Below are 17,280 nucleotides of genomic sequence, written 5' to 3' on the forward strand. Positions count from 1 at the left end.
GGCGAAGGCGGGAAACCCGCCATTTGCGCCTGACGGTTTTGATGCCGCGGAAAGGCGTGGATGGCGGCCCGGAACCTGTGCCCGGGCTTTTCCCGGGTAGCCACCCTGAGGCTGAGATGCCGGCCGCCCAACGGTCAGTGTAAAGCATGCACACATCGGTACAAATACCGGCTCTATTACCGCCCCACCGGGGGACGGATCGTAGGTTTCGACAACGAACGAGGCAAAGGCGACCACTTTCATCTTGGGGACGAGGAGTTCCCCTACGATTTCAAAATTCTTGACAAGTTACTGGGGGATTTCGAAATCCTCTCACATATGAGGGAAATCCCGAGATGAGCAAGTTGCTCTTTCGCATCGGTGGCCTGGGTATCCCCGACGACCTGCGCCTGCAATATGCGCTGGAACGAGCTGAACGCGGCGAGGATGCGGACACGCATATCACGTTCACGGATGCCGGCGCGTTTTTCGGAATCATGACCGCCGCCCGCATGAGGCTGATGCAGTATATCCATGATCGCCGCACCGTCCCGAGCATACGCGCCCTCGCGGAAGGGCTTGAACGCAGCTACGCGAACATGCACCACGATGTGCAGGCCCTGCTGGATGCCGGCCTGCTGGAGCAACGGGGCACCACGTTGATGGTAAGCTGGGACGGCGAGGATGACCCCAGCCAGGAAGAGTGTGGTGCTCCAGATCCCCACGCCGACACCGTGGTCAACCAGGTCTGATGGCGATCAGCGACTTGACTGTTGCTGCCACCTGGCCGGGTCAACCCAAATCGATCATGCTCCGATCGTGACACGCAGGCATCGCCCAATGCGGGCGTCGCAAACCCGTGCCGCGACAAGTGGCCCGGACGATCCCCCGAACAAGTCGGGGGAAAGCCATGGCGGCGGAGACTACCGCGCGAAGAACATCTCGGTCAGCACGTAGTCGAACGCCAGGATCAGGATCGACGCGCTCACCACCGCCGAGGTGGTCGCCGACCCCACGCCCTGGGCGCCGCCCTTGCTGTTGTAGCCCTGGAAGCAGCCCATCAGCGCGATGATGAAGCCGAACACCGCCGCCTTCACCAGGCCCGACACCACGTCCTGGGTCTCGAGGAAGTTGATCGTGTTGATCAGGTAGGTCTCGGCGTTGAAGCCCAGCTTCAGGGTGGAGACGATGAAGCCGCCCAGCACGCCCAGGATGTCGGCTACCACGACCAGTGCCGGCAGGGCGATGACCCCGGCCAGCAGCCGCGGCGCCACCAGGTATTTCATCGGGTTTGTGGACAGGGTGGACAGTGCGTCGATCTGGTCGGTGACGCGCATGGTGCCGATCTCGGCGGCCATGGCGGCGCCAACGCGGCCGGCGACCATCAGGCCGGCCAGCACCGGCCCCAGTTCGCGGGTCATCGACAGCACCACCAGGTTGGCGACCGCGCCCTGGGCGGAGAACCGGGCGAACCCGGTATAGGATTGCAGCGCCAGCACCATGCCGGTGAACACTGCGGTCAGCGCCACCACCGGCAGGCTGAAATAGCCGATGTCGAACAGCGAGCGGATGAACAGGCGCCAGTACAGCGGCGGGCGAAACAGGTGCGACAGCCCGTTCAGCGCGAACAGCGCCAGCGCGCCAGCCGCGCGGCTGACGGCGATGACCGGTCGGCCGATCGCGGCCAGGAAATCCAAGGTTGCAATCACGCTGTTCGATACACCCGTTGAAAGCGGCGGCCGAGGGATGTCAGCACCTCATACCCGTTCGTGCCGGCCGCGGCGGCGACATCATCGGGCGACAGATGCGGGCCAAGAACCTCCAGCCAGCAACCGGGTTGCACGGCGGGGTGGTCGGTCACGTCGAATGTGGTCAGGTCCATGGAGATGCGGCCTACCAGCGGAACGGGGGTGCCGTCAAAGCACGCCGATGCGCGACCGGACAGACTGCGGTGGTAGCCGTCGGCGTAGCCCAGCGCCGCGGTGGCGATTCGCGTCGGCCGCGCAGCGGTCCAGGTGGCGTTGTAGCCGACGGTGGCGCCGGCCGGCACCTGCCGCACGGCCAGCACCCGCACATGCAGGCGCACGACGCTCTGCATCGGATTCGGCCACCCGGGCGTCGGATTGATCCCGTACAGCGCCGCTCCCGGCCGGGCGAGGTCGGAGGCGAACTCCGACCCGAGGAAAATGCCTGAGGAATTCGCCAGGCTCAGCGGCGCCGGCGGCAGCATCGCCCGTGCCTCCGCCAGGCGTCGGCGTTGCAACTGGTTCAGTGGATCGTCCGCCACCTCGGAGGCGATCAGGTGCGACATCACATAGCGGATGGCCACCCCGTTGAGACGGCCCGGGTCGGCCGCCAGCGCCGCCATCGCCTCGGCATCCAGGCCCAGGCGGCTCATGCCGGTATCGACGTGCAGGATCGCCGGGTGAGGTCCCCGTCCCCTCGTCATGGCCGGGCGTGTCCCGGCCATCCGCCCCCCGCCGTTGACGCGCGGATGGCCGGGACAAGCCCGGCCATGACGAGGGGATGGGGCGCGCTCTGCGGCCACCCGCCGCCAGCGGTCGATGTCGTCCAGGGAGCACAGCACCGGCGTGAGGTCGTTGGCGACATACGTCGCCTCGGTGCCGGGGATCGGGCCATTCAGCACGGCGATCATGGCGCCGGGCAGCAGGTCGCGGACCTCCAGCGCTTCCTCCAGGTAGGCCACGAAGAAGTGCCGGCAGCCGGCTTCATACAGCGCCGCGGCGACCGGGCGGGCGCCCAGGCCGTAGGCGTCCGCCTTGATCACGCCGGCGACGCGACCCGACGGATGCCGCGCCGCCAGCGACCGCCAGTTGGCAACGACCGCAGCCAGGTCGATGTCGAGAACGGCGTGCGCCGTGTCAGCCGGCATAGTCTGTGTGGACGAGGTCGAGGTCGCCGAAGCGGGTGAACTCGCCCTCGAACAGCAGCGGGATCGTGCCGGTGGGCCCGTGGCGCTGCTTGGCGATGATCAGGTCCGCCCGGTTGTGCGCCTTCGACATGCGCTGCTGCCAGTCTTCCATTGCGGCGTTGAACTTCTCCGCGCTGCCCTCGAAGCCGACCTCCTTGGGCATCTTCTGTTCGAGGTAATACTCGTCGCGATAGACGAACATCACCGCGTCGGCGTCCTGCTCGATCGAGCCCGATTCGCGCAAGTCGGCAAGCTGCGGCCGCTTGTCCTCGCGGTTTTCCACCTGGCGGGAGAGCTGCGACAGGGCGATGACCGGCACCTCCATTTCCTTCGCCAGCGCCTTCAGGCCCTGGGTGATCATGCTGATTTCCAGCACGCGGTTCTCGGGCCTTGTGCCGGCGGCGGGGCGCATCAGTTGGAGGTAGTCCACCACCACCAGCGCCAAGCCCTTGGTCCGCTTCAGCCGGCGGCAGCGGGTGCGCAGCGCCGACATGGTGATCGCCGGCGTGTCGTCGATCTGGATCGGCAGGGAGGCGATGTCCCGCGAGACCTGGACGAACTTGTCGAAGTCCTTCTGGCCGATGTCGCCGCGGCGGATGCGGTCGCCGGAGATGCGCGCTTCCTCGCTGAGCAGACGGGTGGCGAGCTGCTCGGCGCTCATTTCCAGCGAGAAGATGGCGACGCTGGCCTTGGGCATGCCGTTTGGATCTGCGGCCCGCCCCTCGGCCTGCAGCGCCTTGGCGGCGCCGAATGCGATCTTGGTCGCCAGGGCCGTCTTGCCCATGCCGGGGCGGCCGGCGAGGATGATCAGGTCCGACGGATGCAGGCCGCCCATCTTGGTGTCAAGGTCGCGCAGTCCGGTGGTCAGGCCGGAGACGCCGCCGGGCTTGCGGAAGGCGCGCTCGGCGCCGAGGATCGCCTCGGTCAGCGCGCGCTCGAAGGCGACGAAGCCGCCGGTGCTGCCGCCCTCGGTGGCGAGCTGGAACAGCGCCTGCTCGGCCGCCTCGATCTGCTGCGGGGCGTCCAGCTCGGCGTCGGCGCCGAAGGCGTTGTTGACGACGGTCTCGCCGACGTCGATCAACTGGCGCCGCAGCCAGGCGTCGTGCACCGCGCGTCCGTAGTCGCCGGCATTGATGATGCCGACCATGGCGGTGAGCAGTTGCGTCAGGTAGGCGGTACCCCCGACTTCCTCGAGGATGCCGGCGTGTTCGAACTCGGCCTTCAGCGTTACCGCGTCGGCGAGTTGTCCAGCCTCCACCCGTCGCTGGATCGCCTGGAAGATCCGACCGTGGATCGGATCGGCGAAGTGCTCGGGCGCCAGGAATTCAGAGACCCGCTCGTAGGCCTTGTTGTTGGCGAGCAGGGCGCCGAGCAGCGCCTGTTCCGCCTGAAGGTTGGAGGGCGGGAGACGGTGGGAGAGGCCAAACAGGGGCGGGTCGATGGTGTTCACGCAGGCACATTAGCGCAGCCCGCGATCGTGTGCAGCGGCCTCGGCCTGTGGACAACTGTGGATAACGGGGAGCAACGCGGGCGGAAAAACAAGCTGGAAAATGCTGGAATTCAGCCGCGGCGAGGTTCGCTTTTTGCCCTCCGCTCCCGGATCACAAGATACCGATAAGGCACTCCTGCTGGGCGGGCCGCGGTTGCCGCCGGCACGTCAGACGCTTCCGCCGAATTCGTCCTGGCCCATGGCAACGACCAGGTCGCCGCCGCAGCCATGGCATGCGCGCTGTTTCGGATGATGGAGATCAAACCGATGGCTGGTGCCGGAGTGGCGGGGGTTTGGCCCGGCCGTCCCACACTTTCATGCAGGGTGGGTCGGCCGCGCCGGCCATGCAGGGTGGGCCGGCCGCACCGGCCGGTGGCGAACTATCGCGGAGAACTATGAGCGATGCCGGACGTCGATTTCGTCGGCGGCAAGCGCGTCGTGTACCCGGTCTGCCAGGGCGGGGGCAGGATCATGCTCCGGCTGCAGGACAAGGCGCCCGTTACGGCATAACGCGAGCTATTCAAAAAGCGTGGCGACCCTGGCGAGCACTTCGAACACGACCTCATCCGGAACCGTTTCAAGGAGCCGGCCGCCGCGATCCTGCAAATCCAGTACGCGCGGCTGATCGCAGCGGACAACGCCGGTCGTCTGGGTGCCGGCCAGCGGCACAGCAAACCTGATCCGGCGCGCGAACTCACCGCCATTGGTGATTGGCAGGACGACGGGCAGCCGTGTTACCGCGTTGAATGCGTCGGGTGACACAATCAGTACTGGCCGGTGCCCGCGCCGTTCGCGACCGCACGTCGGCTCAAGCGCCACCATCCAGATTTCGCCGCGGTTCACAGTTCCTCCAGTCCTCTTGGAGGCGAATCCAGCCATTCGTCGTCTCGCGTATCCCGCGCATAATCGGAACCATCCAGAAGGGCCTGAAGCGTGTAGCGTGGCCGGGACGCCTTGATCTCGATGACGTCGCCGACGAGCGTGATCTCGACTTCCGATCCCGCGTGCAGGCGGGCTTGATCCAGCAGGGCGGGCGGCACCGGAAGCATGATCGATCCGCCTACCTTCCGCAACCGCGTGACGGACATGGGCATCTCTCTAATTATACTTTTATATAACTACCCGCGACCTTGATGTAAAGGGCCTGAGCCAAAATTACCGCTTCAATTGGCGCTCGAGCGCCCTTGCCCGATAGGGGTCGGGAAGTTTCCTCCCCGCCCTCCGAACCGTGCTGGCGGATCACCCGCACACGGCTCTAGTTGCTGGTTTCCTCATCGGGAGTGTCTGGCTGCTGCATGAGCTTCTGAAAGGGTGACCCGTCCATGCTTTGCCGAGAACTACAGCAGACCGCAGGTCGGTTGGGACGCACAGGCGGCCTGTCTTCGCGGCCTGTCTTCACCGTCATGGCCCGGCTTGTCCGGGCCACCTGTCGCGGCATCGGTGCTTGAACAGGTGGCCCGGACAAGCCGGGCCATGACGCTGTCGGTGCACCGTCGCCCTGTCCCAACCTACCTGCGGTTTGCTGCAGCAGGCGATCCCTGATGGCTTCCCTGACGCCGTTGCCCAGCGCCAACACCATGCAATTGATGCCGATCAAAAGCTTCGTCCACCACAGTTCGTGGGGCTCCCCACCGGTGGCTTTCGTAACCCTCAGCAAGGTGCCCAGCAGCGGGACGACCACCGCTGGGACCTCATACGCAGCCGTCAGAGCAGCAGGACGATCGCCAATGCGACCATTGCCCCGCCAAAGGCTGAATTTTCCGGCTTCGGCTTCGGGGTGTCCTTGCATACCCCAACACCAGGAAGCGCACCGCCGCCGACCTGGTCGAGTTCTGCCAAGCTAAGCGCTCGTGGTGACGAAATAACCTTTGATTGCATCATGTTGACCTCTCCCGGCGCTGGATGAAGGCATGCGCCGGTCGCTTTATTTCAAAGGCAAAGACGATCGTCTGTGGGCCGGGCCACATGGCTGCAGGGTGATTGCCAAACAATCGTCTCCCGACCGCTACCTATCATTCGCGCTTGGACATGACGGTGACGGCGCGCGGTCGTCCTGTCTCAACCGATCTGTGGCCTGCTTCAACCTGTCGCGCGGATCAGCGCCGCCCAGCGGTCCAGGATGGGCAGCACCACGCCCTCTTTCTCGGCCGGCAGCGCGACCGCCACGCGGTCGATGCCGAGGTCGCGATAGCGCTTCAGCGTGTCGGCATCCTCGGACGCGGCGAACACCGAGACCGGACAGGATGCCGGGTCACGGCCGGCTTCCTTCAGCATCTCGCGGAACTTCGGCACGGTTTCGAACACGTCGCCATAGCCCGGGCGTCCCGCCAGTGGAATCCAGCCGTCGCCGTAGCGGGCGGCGCGGCGGGCGCCGTGCGGGAAGGCGCCGCCGACGATCACCGGCGGATGCGGCTGCTGCACCGGCTTCGGCCAGGTCATCATCGGGTCGAAGTTCACGAACTCGCCGTGGTATTCGGGCTTGGTTTCGGTCCAGATCGCCTTCATCGCCTCGATCCGTTCGCGCACCAGCTTGGCGCGGGTGGTGAAGACGGTGCCGTGGTTCTCCATCTCCTCGGCGTTCCAGCCGACGCCGATGCCGAACAGGAAGCGCCCGGCCGACACCTGGTCGATCGAGGCGACCAGCTTCGCCGTCTGGATCGGGTCGCGCTGGTTGACCAGGCAGACGCCGGTGCCGACCTTCAGCGTCTTCGTGGCGGCCGCGGCGGCAGTCAGGGTGACGAACGGGTCCATCACGTCGTAGTACATCTTCGGCAACTCCCCTCCCCCCGGCCACGGCGAGCGCCGCGACAGCGGGATGTGGGAGTGCTCCGGCGCCCAGACCGACTCGAAGCCGCGTTCCTCCAGCGCTTTCGCCAGCGCGGCCGGGGTCATCGAATAATCGGTGAGGAACATCGAAGCGCCGAAATGCATGGCCCGTCTCCTGTTGTTATGCCAGTACTCGTTATGCCGGTACTCTGGCACGATCAGGAGACGCCGTTAATCCTGCCGCCACGGCAGGCCATCACCGGCGCGCTACCGCTGGAGCGGATTTGAGGCCGCGACAGGGTGCGTTGCCGGCTGCGCGCCTTCCATGGCAGTGACATAATCCCGCGTGATCGGCACCACCCCGTGCCGATGGACAAGCTGCGCCTGCCAGACCATGTGGCCGCGGTAGCGGAAGGTCAGTTCCGACACGCAGAAATAGAATTCAAACATACGGCAGAAACGTTCGTCGTACAGCGTCGCGATCGCGTCACGGTTGGCGGCGAAGCGGCGGCGCCAGTGACGCAACGTCTCGGCGTAGTGCATCCGCAGGATCTCGATATCGGTGGTCATCAGACCACTGCGTTCAATCGGCAGCAGGACCTCGGACAGCGCCGGAGAATAGCCGCCGGGGAAGATATATTTCTGCAACCAGGGGTTAGTACCACCCGGTCCATCACTACGGCCGATAGCGTGAATCAGGGCAACCCCGCTCTCGTCGAGGCAGCGGGCCACCGTGTTGAAATACTCATGGTAGTGGCTGATGCCAACGTGCTCGAACATCCCAACCGAGACGATCCGGTCGAACGTTTCATCGACCTGACGATAATCCATCAATTCGAACCGCACGCGGTCCTGCAGCCCTTCCGCCGCCGCGCGCGCCCGGGATTCGGTCAGTTGTTCCTGCGAGAGGGTGATGCCGGTGACATGTGCGCCATAATCGCGCGCCAGGGTCAGCGCCATGCCGCCCCAGCCGCTGCCGATGTCCAGCACGCGCAGCCCCGGACGGTCCAGCAGCAGCTTCGCGGCGATGTGACGTTTCTTCGCCGCCTGCGCTTCCTCCAGCGTTTCGTCGCCCCTTGGGAAATAGGCGCAGGAATATTGCCGATCACGATCCAGAAAAAGACTGTAGAGCCGGCCGTTGAGATCGTAATGATGCGCGACATTCCGTTGCGACCTTGCAATCGGATTGTACTGCCTCAGGCGCCGATCGGCGGCGCTGAGCAGTTCCTGCAGCCGCAGCAGCGGATGGCCGTTGGGATTGTCCCCAAGGCTTGCCATCACCACGTCCATCACATCGTAGATACTGCCATCTTCGGGCACCAGCGTGCCATCCATGTAGGCTTCGCCGGTGGCCAGGGCCGGAGTCGCCGTCAAACGGCGTACCGTTTGCCAGTCCCGCAGGCGCATGGTGGCATGCGGTTCATTATCGGTGCCATAAGTTTTACGGGATCCATCCGGCCAGATAACTGTCAACCGGCCGGCTGTGATGAGTCCCTGCAGAATGGCGTCAAGAACAACTCGCATCGCACCCGAATCCTGATCTTGACCCGGCGATCGGGCCAAGCATGGACCAGTAGCGCGATCCTGTCAAACCGGTGACAGCCGTCCAGTGTTCAAGTCTTTGTGCCATGAGGCGTTCTGTCCCGTTTCTGGAACAGAACGCCTTCGTTTCGGGCTAGGCTTGCGTGTCGCCCTCGAAAATTTGTTCCGCGGTCGGCGCCTGCTCCTCGTCCTCCTCGGCCGGGGCCTCGGCACGCTCGCCGCGGGCCTGGCGCTCGGCCTCTTCCGGGCTGCGGGCGACGTTGACGGAAACCGGGATCGACACTTCCGGATGCAGCGCGACGCGGACCGCGGCGACGCCGAGGGTCTTGATCGGGTGCTCCAGCACCACCTGGCTGCGGCTGATGGTCAGGCCGGCGGCGGTGGCGGCGTCGGCGATGTCGCGCGCGGACACCGAGCCGTACAGGCTGCCCGACTCACCCGCCTGGCGGATGATGACGACGGTCAGCCCGCCGACACGCTCGGCCAGCCGCTCGGCTTCCTCGCGGCGCTTGATGTTCTGCGCTTCCAGCTGCGCGCGCTGCTGCTCGAACCGGGCGATGTTGTCCTTGCTCGCGCGCAGCGCCTTCTTCTGCGGCAGGAGGCAGTTGCGGGCATAGCCCGGCTTCACCTTCACCCTGTCGCCCATCTGCCCCAGCTTCTCGACGCGCTGCAGCAGGATCAGTTCAACGGCGGCCATGTCTCCTGCTCCTTACGCGACGATGTAGGGCAGCAGCGCCAGGAACCGGGCGCGCTTGATGGCGACCGCGAGTTCGCGCTGCTTCTTGGCCGACACCGCGGTGATGCGGCTCGGCACGATCTTGCCGCGCTCGGACAGGAAGCGGGACAGCAGGCGGACATCCTTGTAGTCAATCTTCGGCGCGTTCGGGCCGGAGAACGGGCAGGACTTGCGGCGGCGGTAGAACGGGCGGCGGGCGCCGACAGCGGTGCGCCGGGCGGCGGGATTGACTTCGGTATCGGACATGGCTGCTTACTCCTCGACGGCGCCAGGACGGAATTCTTCACCCTGGAAGGAGTCGCGGGCACGGAACTCCTCACGGTCGTCGAAGCCGCGGCGGCGGCCGCTTTCGAAGCGCCCGGCGGGCTTCGGACCACGGAAGGTGCGCTCCCGCTCGTCCGACTTGCGCGACAGGATGGCGGACGGGGCTTCATCGATCTCGTCGACGCGCACGGTCATGAAGCGCAGCACGTCTTCATTGAGCCCGAGCTTGCGCTCCATCTCGGTGACGAAGGCGGGCTTGGCGTCGAGGCCGAGGAACAGGTAGTGGCCCTTGCGGTTCTTCTTGATCCGGTAGGCCAGGCTGCGCAGACCCCAGTACTCGCGCTTCTTCACCGCGCCGCCATCGGTTTCCAGCTCGGACCCGATGTCGTCGGCGATCTGCTCGACCTGCTGCTGCGTGACATCATTCCGTGCGATCAGCACGGTTTCATAAAGCGGCATGATGAACCCCCTGTGGCTTGTCTCTGCCCATGGCCTGGATCGGGCCGTTTCCGGGATGGAAACCGGGCATAGCCGGACGCGATGCCGTCGCCTCCGGCAGGGAAGGCGCGGCTTGAAGCACGGATCGGGGGCGAACGCAACAGAAGAACGTGATGGCTACGCGGCGCCGGCGGCGGCCGGCCGATGGCAGGGCGGCTTGCGAGCCTGGTCTTTCCGGTCGGAAGGCCGGGGGGTCCCGGTGGTCGGGCCGGCGTTCGGGCTACCCGCGTAGTCCGCCTCGGGACGCCACGCCCGTTCACGACGCTGTCGATGCCGCTCTCCTGCGGCCTGTCTTATTGTCTTGTACGTATCGTGATGTTGCCAACCATGTCCCGAGGCTGACGAGGGACACGGCGGCATGCCGCTGGTTTCCAGGTTCGGCGCGCCCCGGGTCGGCGCGATCAACCCATGGCCGGCCTCACCCAACCGCCCCCTTCGGCAGCTTCTTCTCGGCGATCCTGGCAAACAGCGCGACGCCATACGGGATGGTTGCGTCATTGAAGTCATACCGGTGATTGTGCAGCGCCGCGCTGTCGCCGTTGCCCAGGTTGATATGCGCGCCGGGCACCTGTTCCAGCATGAAGCTGAAGTCCTCCGATCCCATGCCGGGCGGCGCGTCGCGGCGCACATTGTCCTCACCCGCCAGTTCCGCCGCCGCATCGCCGAGGACGATGGCTTCCTGCGCGTTGTTGACCAGCGGTGCGAACAGCAGCCGGAAATCCAGTTCCGCCTCGGCGCCGAACCCGGCGGCCAGGCTGGTGGACAGCCGCGCCATGTTATCCCGGATCGCGTCCATCACCTCCGGCTTCAGCGTCCGCACCGTGCCGGCCAGGGTCGCGGATTGCGGAATCACGTTGTAGGCGTCGCCGGCCTGGATGCGGGTGATGCTGAGCACCGCGGTGTCCGCCGCGGCGATGTTACGGGACACAATCGATTGCAGCGCCGTGCCCAGGTGGCAGGCGACGATCACCGGATCGATGCCATGATGCGGATGGGCGCCGTGCGCGCCCTTGCCGGTGATGTGGATGTCGAAGAAAGCCCCGCCCGCCATGCGCGCCCCCGGGCCGATCATGAAGCGGCCAACCGGCAGGCCGGGGCGGTTGTGCATGCCATAGACGTAGTTGCAGGGGAAACGTTCAAACAGGCCGTCCTTCAGCATCTCCAGCGCGCCGCCGATGCCTTCCTCGGCAGGCTGGAAGATGAAGTTGACGGTGCCGTTGAAGTTGCGCGTCTCGGCCAGGTATTTCGCCGCCCCCAGCAGCATCGTGGTGTGGCCGTCATGGCCGCAGGCGTGCATCCGCCCCGGAATCCGGCTGGCATAGGGCAAATCCGTCGCCTCCAGGATCGGCAGGGCGTCCATGTCGGCGCGCAGGCCGACGGCGTCCTGGCCGTTGCCGCTGCGCAGCACGCCGACGACTCCGGTCCGGCCGACGCCGCGATGCACCTCGACGCCCCATTCCTCCAGCTTGCGGGCGACCAGATCGGCGGTGCGATACTCCTCCAGGCCCAGTTCCGGATGCGCGTGGATGTCGCGCCGGATCGCGGCAAGTTCGTCCTGAAACTGGCGGGCACGTTCGAGCGGGTTCTGGGTCATCAACAGGATCCTGGCTGGTGGCTCGAGCGGTGACCATAGCCAGCCGTCCCTTGCCAGGCCAGAGCCGGCGGGGTGTTGTTGCGGACCGGCACGGGGAGAACCATCGTCCATGTACCTGAATACCTTTGCCCAGGACGGGCAACCGCTGGACATGACCGGCACCGACGAGTTCCGCAGCCTGCTGGCCAGCGCAGCCGATCTGGGCATCCCGCATGGGACGGCGGCGCGCTACCGGTCGTGCAACATCGTGCTGCGGCAGATGCGGTTTCACTTCCTGGAGTGGGGCGAGGCGGATGCGCCGGCGATCGTGCTGCTGCATGGCGGGCACCAGTCGGCGCATTCCTGGGACCTTGTCAGCCTGCACCTGGCGCAGCGCTACCGGGTGCTGGCGCTGGACCAACGCGGGCACGGCGACAGCGAATGGGCACGGGACGTCACCTATTCGAACCACGAGATGTCGCTCGACGCCGAGGCGTTCATCCAGGCGATGGGGCTGGTGCGGCCGGTGCTGGTTGGCCACTCGATGGGCGGCCGCAACACGATGCTGCTGATGCGGCGCAACGCGATGCCGCTGCGGGGCGCGGTGATCGTCGACGTCGGGCCGGAACTGTCGGATAAGGGGCGCGCGGCGATCGCCGGGTTCGTGCAAGTGAACCAGGAATTCGATGACCTGGAGGACTTCGTCCGTAACGTGCGCCGCTACGACCCGTACCGCAGCCGGGCGCATATCGAGCGCACGGTGAAGTACAACATGCTGCAGCGGGCGGATGGCAAATACATCAGCAAGTGCGATTCCAATCCACGCCGCCTGGGCATCGTGCGGGCCAGTGGGCCGCAGGAAAACATCACGCTGCAGGACGCCGCGGGGTTCGGCCTGCCGGTGCTGCTGGTGCGCGGAGCGAATTCCAGCATCCTGGCGGCGGATGCGGCGGAACGGTTCGCCGCGGCGTTGCCTCGGGGACAGCTGGTGACGGTGCCGGATTGCGGCCACAACGTGCACGGACAGAACACCAAAGGGTTCATTGCCGTGCTGGACGAGTTCCTGGAGACCCTTGACGGCTGATTCCCGCTTCCGCCTCTGTCCCGGTGCGGCAGAAGGCAAATGTGCCACGGGTGGCGTTATGATACCAACCGCCCGAAATTCTGACACGTCGGCACAGACGATCCCACCCGGCATGGCCAGCGCAGGCCGCATTGGCGTCAGAATAACGTGGAATGGGGCAGGCAGCCTCTTCCCGTCATGGCGGCCGAAGGGCCACCATCCACGCTGTTCTGCGCTGATTTCAGCACAAGGCGTGGATGCCGGGCCTGCGCCCGGCATGACGATGAGAGGCCGGTGCCGACGTGTCAGAATTTCGGGCGCTTGGTATGACTTGTCTTCGCCGCATTCGCCTCGCCTTCAAGGCAAAGTTCGGGGCGATGATCCTCGGCTGGGGGAGCGCCAACGGCGGCGGGCGTGCGGTATGACCGTCCAGACGTGTAACCACAGAGTTGGCCAGCCGGCGGCGCCGGCACCGCGAAGGCGGAAAATGGGCGAGGCCGGTGCCACCTCGTTATGGCCGGGACACGCCCCATGCGTATCAGGATAAGACGACGGACGGAGAAGGATTAGGCGCCGCGGCCGTTCTCTCACCGTCATGGCCGGGCGTGTCCCGGGCCATCTGCGCTTCGACCGGGGGGGGGGGTGGATGGCCGGGACACGTCCGGCCATGACGGTGAGGGAGAAGCCCTTGCTCCGCCGCTTCACTTGTCCTGATACGCATAGGGACACACCCGGCCATGGCGATGGGGAGACGACCGGCACCTGCGAAACCGCATTTTCACAGGAGAATAAGCGAGCACCGCACCGGGTGGCATATCATTGTGCGCAAGTCACATCCTCGAAATACTTCGTCTCGCATATATTCGTAACAAAATAGGTTTGTTACGGTTACTTTATGTCACTGTTTGACCAAGACGTCGCACCTATCCCATCTTATTCACGGCAATGGCCCACTGTAGCCAACATCGTAGGAATCCCAGGGGTTTCGTCCTTTTGGGCTGTGGCAAGAACCCGCGATAAGGCAATCGCCCGCAAGTTCATGATTCAAAAAGGCTTTCCGTCAACTCCCGACTCACCCGTGAATAAGATGGGCTATTTGTTTGCTATGCATGTCGTTGTCAGAAAGGATATCAGCGATGAGCATCTCCGGTGTTTCCTCGACATCCTCGGTTGGCTATCCGCAGTCCACGGTGACGGCAAACCAAACCGCGGCACAGGCTCAAAGCGGGACAACCAACCAGGCAACCGCCGCCCAGCAAACAGCGTCGACCCAGCAATCCGGACAGGTTCACCACCATCATCACGGTGGCGGCAAACCGCCAACGGCTCAATCTGCCGACATCACCCAGTCGGGCACGACGACGGCCGCCGGTGTAGACATTCTCGCCTGACGCCGCGGCTTGCCGTCACAGAGCGGCTCTGCGCGCCCCTGCGCCGGCCGGCCAGCTTACAGCTCCCGGCATGCCGAGGTCGCCACGGGTGGCCCGGATGCGGCAAGATCAGGCTTTCAAAAGCCGCAGCCCCGGCGCATCCGTTGCCTCAACGCCTGCCGCAACAGGCCGAGGCGCTACACCTTCTCAAGTGCGGCCGTCCTGGCCATCAGCGTATTGATCGCCTCCAGCGCCGCCGCCACCGGCACGACGATCCGGGCCGCGTTCAGGATCAGCCGGAAGGTGGCGGTATCCAGGCTTTCGGCGTCGCGGAACTCCACCGACGTGCCGCTTCGGTCGATGGCGCCGAACACGGCGTACTGGCCCAGCGCCTCGGGACCGGCGATCTCGCTCAGCCGGTCGTAGCTGAACCGCACGCCGGCGCACACCCGATCCGCCTCATTGATCAGCGCCAGCGTCTCGACCGGGCGGGACGTGCGGGCCTGCTCGATCCAGCCTCCGGGCTGGCTGACGAATGCCCGATCGGCCACGTAGGCGTCGATCTCGGCCAGCTTTCCCGCCTCTGCCAGGCGGCCGAGCTGCCGTTCCATCGCCAGCACCAGCGCGCCCGATTCCACCAGGCTGCGGGCCGACAGCGTGGCGCCGAGCGGATTCCGCGCCTCCCACATGGCGATCGCGCCCGAGGCCAGGGCGGTGATGCGATACAGGATCGCCTGTTCGAACACGGCGATCAGCCAGGCGGTCCGCGATGCCTGCAGGTCGCCCTGCCGCATCAGCGTCGCCTTTTTGCGGTCCTGCAACGCAGCCAGCGCGGTGTTGATGGCCTCCACATCCTCCCACTCCGCGCCGGCGGTGATCACGGCCGAGCGGTTGAACGCAATCGCGGCGCCGGCGCCGCTGCCGGCGGATGCGACCTGGCGGGGCTTGCTGGCCTGCCCGCCCACGCCGCGGCCGACGTTCATCATGCCAGCCAGCCCGGCCATGCCCACGCGCATGAAAAACACGGCGATGTAATAAAACGCGATCGCGACGGAAATGACGATCGCGATCCTGGGAATCTGATGCCCGAAAACCGTCGGGATCTGGTAGCCGAAGATGTCCATGCGTTTGCTCTTCCAGAAAGAACGCGCGGGTCGCCCGCCCGTCAGGCGGCCCGATCGATCGGCGGCGACGAGTCAGCCTGCGCGCCGGCGCCGGACAGCGCCGCCCGGTGCGCGGTGACCAGCGGCACCAGGGCGACCAGCGTGGCCAGCAACAGCACGATTTCGGTGCCATAGACGACGGCATAGCCGGTCACCGGCGTGGCCAACGCCTCGCCGAACAGGCCGCGCGTCGCCAGGGCCGAAATCACGTCACGGGTGACGCCGCCCAGCGCGATCGCCGCGCCGGCCGCCGAGGCCTGCACCGCGCCCCAGGTGCCCAGCGCCAGGCCGTTGTAGCCGCCATGCGCCTCGCCCATCGCCGCCGACAGTGTGCCGACAATGAACAGCGCGCTGCCGAAGCCGATGAGCATGGTGCCGAAGCCAAATGGAATGATCGAGGCGAGCGGCGCCGCGCCCAGCACGCAACTGAAGGCAACGAGGCCGCCCAGCACGCCGAGGCCGGCCAGCCGGTACGGCATGATGCCGCCCTTCAGCAGCCGCGCCGACAGGCCGAAGCCTGCCAGCCCGCCGATGGCGAGGAACGCCGTCAGCAGCGTCGTGGTGCCGACCGGCAGGTGCAGGATCTGGCCGCCGAACGGCTCCAGCAGGATGTCCTGCGCCTGGAAGCCGAAAGTGCCGAGCCCCACCACCACCAGCGCGCGCTTCGACCCGGCCTCCCGCATGATCAACGCCCAGGCCTCGCGGAACGACGGTAGTTTCGGCGGGTTCTTGTCGCGCTTGCTGACGAAGTAGCTGATGTCGAACGGCTCCTGCTTCCACAACGCGAAGAAGTTGACCACCAGGGTGACCGCCGCGGCGGCCTGCACCACCTGGATCAACTTGACATTGTCGAAGGGTCGCAGCGCGATGCCGAAGATGACGGCGCTGATCACCATGCCCAGCAGCATCATGCCGCACAGCAGGGTGACCACCTGCGGATGCTTTTCCTTCGGCGCCAGGTCGGTGGCCAGCGCGAGCCCGATGGTCTGCACCGTGTGCAATCCGGCGCCCACCAGCAGGAAGGCCAGCGCCGCCCCCGCCTCGCCGATCAGCGTCGGGTCCCGCCCGTCGCCCGACATCGCCAGCAGCGCGAACGGCATGATGGCGAGGCCGCCGAACTGCATCGCCGTGCCCTTCCACAGGTACGGCAGCCGCCGCCAGCCCATGACCGAGCGGTGCGTGTCCGACTTGTAGCCCACCACCGCGCGGTAGGGCGCGACAATCAGCGGCAGCGAGATCATTACCGCAACGAGCCAGGCGGGGACATTGAGTTCGACGATCATCACGCGGTTCAGCGTGCCGACGACCAGCACCACGGCCATGCCGACGGTCAGTTGGAACAACGACAGGCGCAGCAGGCGGCGCACCGGCAAATCGTCCGATGCCGCCTCGGCGAACGGCTGGAACACGGGGTGATCGAAAATCGTTTTGATAATGCGGATACCGAGCTTGCTCATCGGGGTACTCTTCTCCAGGGCCTGGAAGGTGGTGACGCCCGGCGCAATCGCGCAGACCCGTTCGCCCCGCGTGACGGACGACGGCTGAAATCGGCCAAACTGTTACAGTGCTGCCTCGTTACGACCTTCGCTCAGACGCTACTGCAATAAGGCGTCTTCATTATTAAATCAATGTGGGATTTCCCGCCCCCGGCCGTACTTCGCCGCGGGCCGGCAGGCCATGCGTTATCCCGTTATCACAGCAGGGCTTTTCCGGCGATGGGCAGGTCTGTCCATCGTCGCGGCGAGCCGGTGCGGCACAGCGGTCATTTATGGACCGAAAGTACATGAATAAAGGCCCGCACATGAGCGACATTATATAAATGGTCATGATCGTTATTCCATGCGCGCTCTCGCAGCGGACTGGTAACAAGGCGGCTGTGGTGACATTGTGGGGATGTTGCGGTTG

General features: G+C 65.8%; 18 protein-coding genes. 4 read left to right on the forward strand and 14 right to left on the reverse strand.

What is annotated here, in order from left to right:
- The first annotated feature begins 60 nt into the window (after nt 1–60).
- Nucleotides 61–339, forward strand: a complete 279-nt coding sequence (locus CCS01_RS36235) for a toxin-antitoxin system TumE family protein (protein WP_408887511.1) — start codon at nt 61–63, stop codon at nt 337–339.
- A complete protein-coding gene (locus CCS01_RS25845) occupies nt 336–731 on the forward strand; it encodes an HVO_A0114 family putative DNA-binding protein (protein WP_104521647.1) in 396 nt (131 codons plus the stop codon). Before CCS01_RS36235 ends, CCS01_RS25845 begins: the two co-directional genes overlap by 4 nt.
- Before the next feature lie 171 nt (nt 732–902).
- Here the strand turns inward: CCS01_RS25845 and CCS01_RS25850 are convergent, their stop codons facing one another.
- The 12 genes from CCS01_RS25850 to CCS01_RS25900 all read right to left on the reverse strand — a co-directional run bounded on the left by CCS01_RS25850 (nt 903) and on the right by CCS01_RS25900 (nt 11,800).
- The gene (locus CCS01_RS25850) at nt 903–1,688 is read right to left on the reverse strand and encodes an MlaE family ABC transporter permease (protein ID WP_104521648.1); all 786 of its coding nucleotides are present in this window, start codon (nt 1,686–1,688) and stop codon (nt 903–905) included.
- A complete protein-coding gene (locus tag CCS01_RS25855) occupies nt 1,685–2,872 on the reverse strand; it encodes an alanine racemase (protein WP_104521649.1) in 1,188 nt (395 codons plus the stop codon). The genes CCS01_RS25850 and CCS01_RS25855 overlap by 4 nt, the downstream gene beginning before the upstream one ends.
- A complete protein-coding gene (locus CCS01_RS25860) occupies nt 2,862–4,361 on the reverse strand; it encodes a replicative DNA helicase (RefSeq protein ID WP_104521650.1) in 1,500 nt (499 codons plus the stop codon). The genes CCS01_RS25855 and CCS01_RS25860 overlap by 11 nt, the downstream gene beginning before the upstream one ends.
- 555 nt (nt 4,362–4,916) lie before the next feature.
- Entirely contained in the window at nt 4,917–5,243 is a 327-nt protein-coding gene (locus CCS01_RS25865) for a type II toxin-antitoxin system PemK/MazF family toxin (RefSeq protein WP_104521651.1), read from the reverse strand.
- Nucleotides 5,240–5,488: an AbrB/MazE/SpoVT family DNA-binding domain-containing protein gene (locus CCS01_RS25870; protein WP_104521652.1), complete on the reverse strand. Its 249-nt coding sequence runs from the start codon at nt 5,486–5,488 to the stop codon at nt 5,240–5,242. Before CCS01_RS25870 ends, CCS01_RS25865 begins: the two co-directional genes overlap by 4 nt.
- A 616-nt stretch (nt 5,489–6,104) precedes the next feature.
- A complete protein-coding gene (locus tag CCS01_RS33960) occupies nt 6,105–6,281 on the reverse strand; it encodes a hypothetical protein (RefSeq protein ID WP_158258601.1) in 177 nt (58 codons plus the stop codon).
- A gap of 198 nt (nt 6,282–6,479) precedes the next feature.
- Nucleotides 6,480–7,331, reverse strand: a complete 852-nt coding sequence (locus CCS01_RS25875; protein ID WP_104521653.1) for an LLM class F420-dependent oxidoreductase — start codon at nt 7,329–7,331, stop codon at nt 6,480–6,482.
- 102 nt (nt 7,332–7,433) lie between these two features.
- Complete coding sequence (locus tag CCS01_RS25880; protein ID WP_104521654.1) at nt 7,434–8,690, reverse strand: SAM-dependent methyltransferase; 1,257 nt, start codon at nt 8,688–8,690, stop codon at nt 7,434–7,436.
- 151 nt (nt 8,691–8,841) lie between these two features.
- Nucleotides 8,842–9,405, reverse strand: a complete 564-nt coding sequence (gene rplI / locus CCS01_RS25885) for a 50S ribosomal protein L9 (protein WP_104521655.1) — start codon at nt 9,403–9,405, stop codon at nt 8,842–8,844.
- A gap of 12 nt (nt 9,406–9,417) precedes the next feature.
- Entirely contained in the window at nt 9,418–9,690 is a 273-nt protein-coding gene (gene rpsR / locus CCS01_RS25890; protein WP_104521656.1) for a 30S ribosomal protein S18, read from the reverse strand.
- Nucleotides 9,691–9,696: 6 nt separating this feature from the next.
- Nucleotides 9,697–10,167 carry a 30S ribosomal protein S6 gene (rpsF, locus tag CCS01_RS25895; RefSeq protein WP_104521657.1) on the reverse strand — a complete coding sequence of 157 codons (471 nt, stop codon included), beginning with the start codon at nt 10,165–10,167 and terminating at the stop codon, nt 9,697–9,699.
- Nucleotides 10,168–10,624: 457 nt separating this feature from the next.
- A complete protein-coding gene (locus tag CCS01_RS25900) occupies nt 10,625–11,800 on the reverse strand; it encodes a M20 aminoacylase family protein (RefSeq protein ID WP_104521658.1) in 1,176 nt (391 codons plus the stop codon).
- 109 nt (nt 11,801–11,909) lie between these two features.
- On the opposite strand from CCS01_RS25900, the gene CCS01_RS25905 reads away from it, so the two are divergent.
- Complete coding sequence (locus tag CCS01_RS25905; protein WP_104521659.1) at nt 11,910–12,863, forward strand: alpha/beta fold hydrolase; 954 nt, start codon at nt 11,910–11,912, stop codon at nt 12,861–12,863.
- A 1,115-nt stretch (nt 12,864–13,978) separates the two neighbouring features.
- Entirely contained in the window at nt 13,979–14,233 is a 255-nt protein-coding gene (locus CCS01_RS33195) for a hypothetical protein (RefSeq protein ID WP_146101962.1), read from the forward strand.
- 176 nt (nt 14,234–14,409) lie between these two features.
- Here CCS01_RS33195 and CCS01_RS25910 read toward each other — a convergent pair whose 3' ends face one another.
- Entirely contained in the window at nt 14,410–15,336 is a 927-nt protein-coding gene (locus CCS01_RS25910) for a hypothetical protein (protein ID WP_104521660.1), read from the reverse strand.
- 41 nt (nt 15,337–15,377) lie between these two features.
- Nucleotides 15,378–16,832 (reverse strand): BCD family MFS transporter, encoded by a 1,455-nt coding sequence (locus CCS01_RS25915; RefSeq protein ID WP_104521661.1) that lies wholly within the window; start codon nt 16,830–16,832, stop codon nt 15,378–15,380.
- Nucleotides 16,833–17,280 lie beyond the last annotated feature (448 nt).

This window comes from Rhodopila globiformis (assembly GCF_002937115.1).
Taxonomy (GTDB): domain Bacteria; phylum Pseudomonadota; class Alphaproteobacteria; order Acetobacterales; family Acetobacteraceae; genus Rhodopila; species Rhodopila globiformis.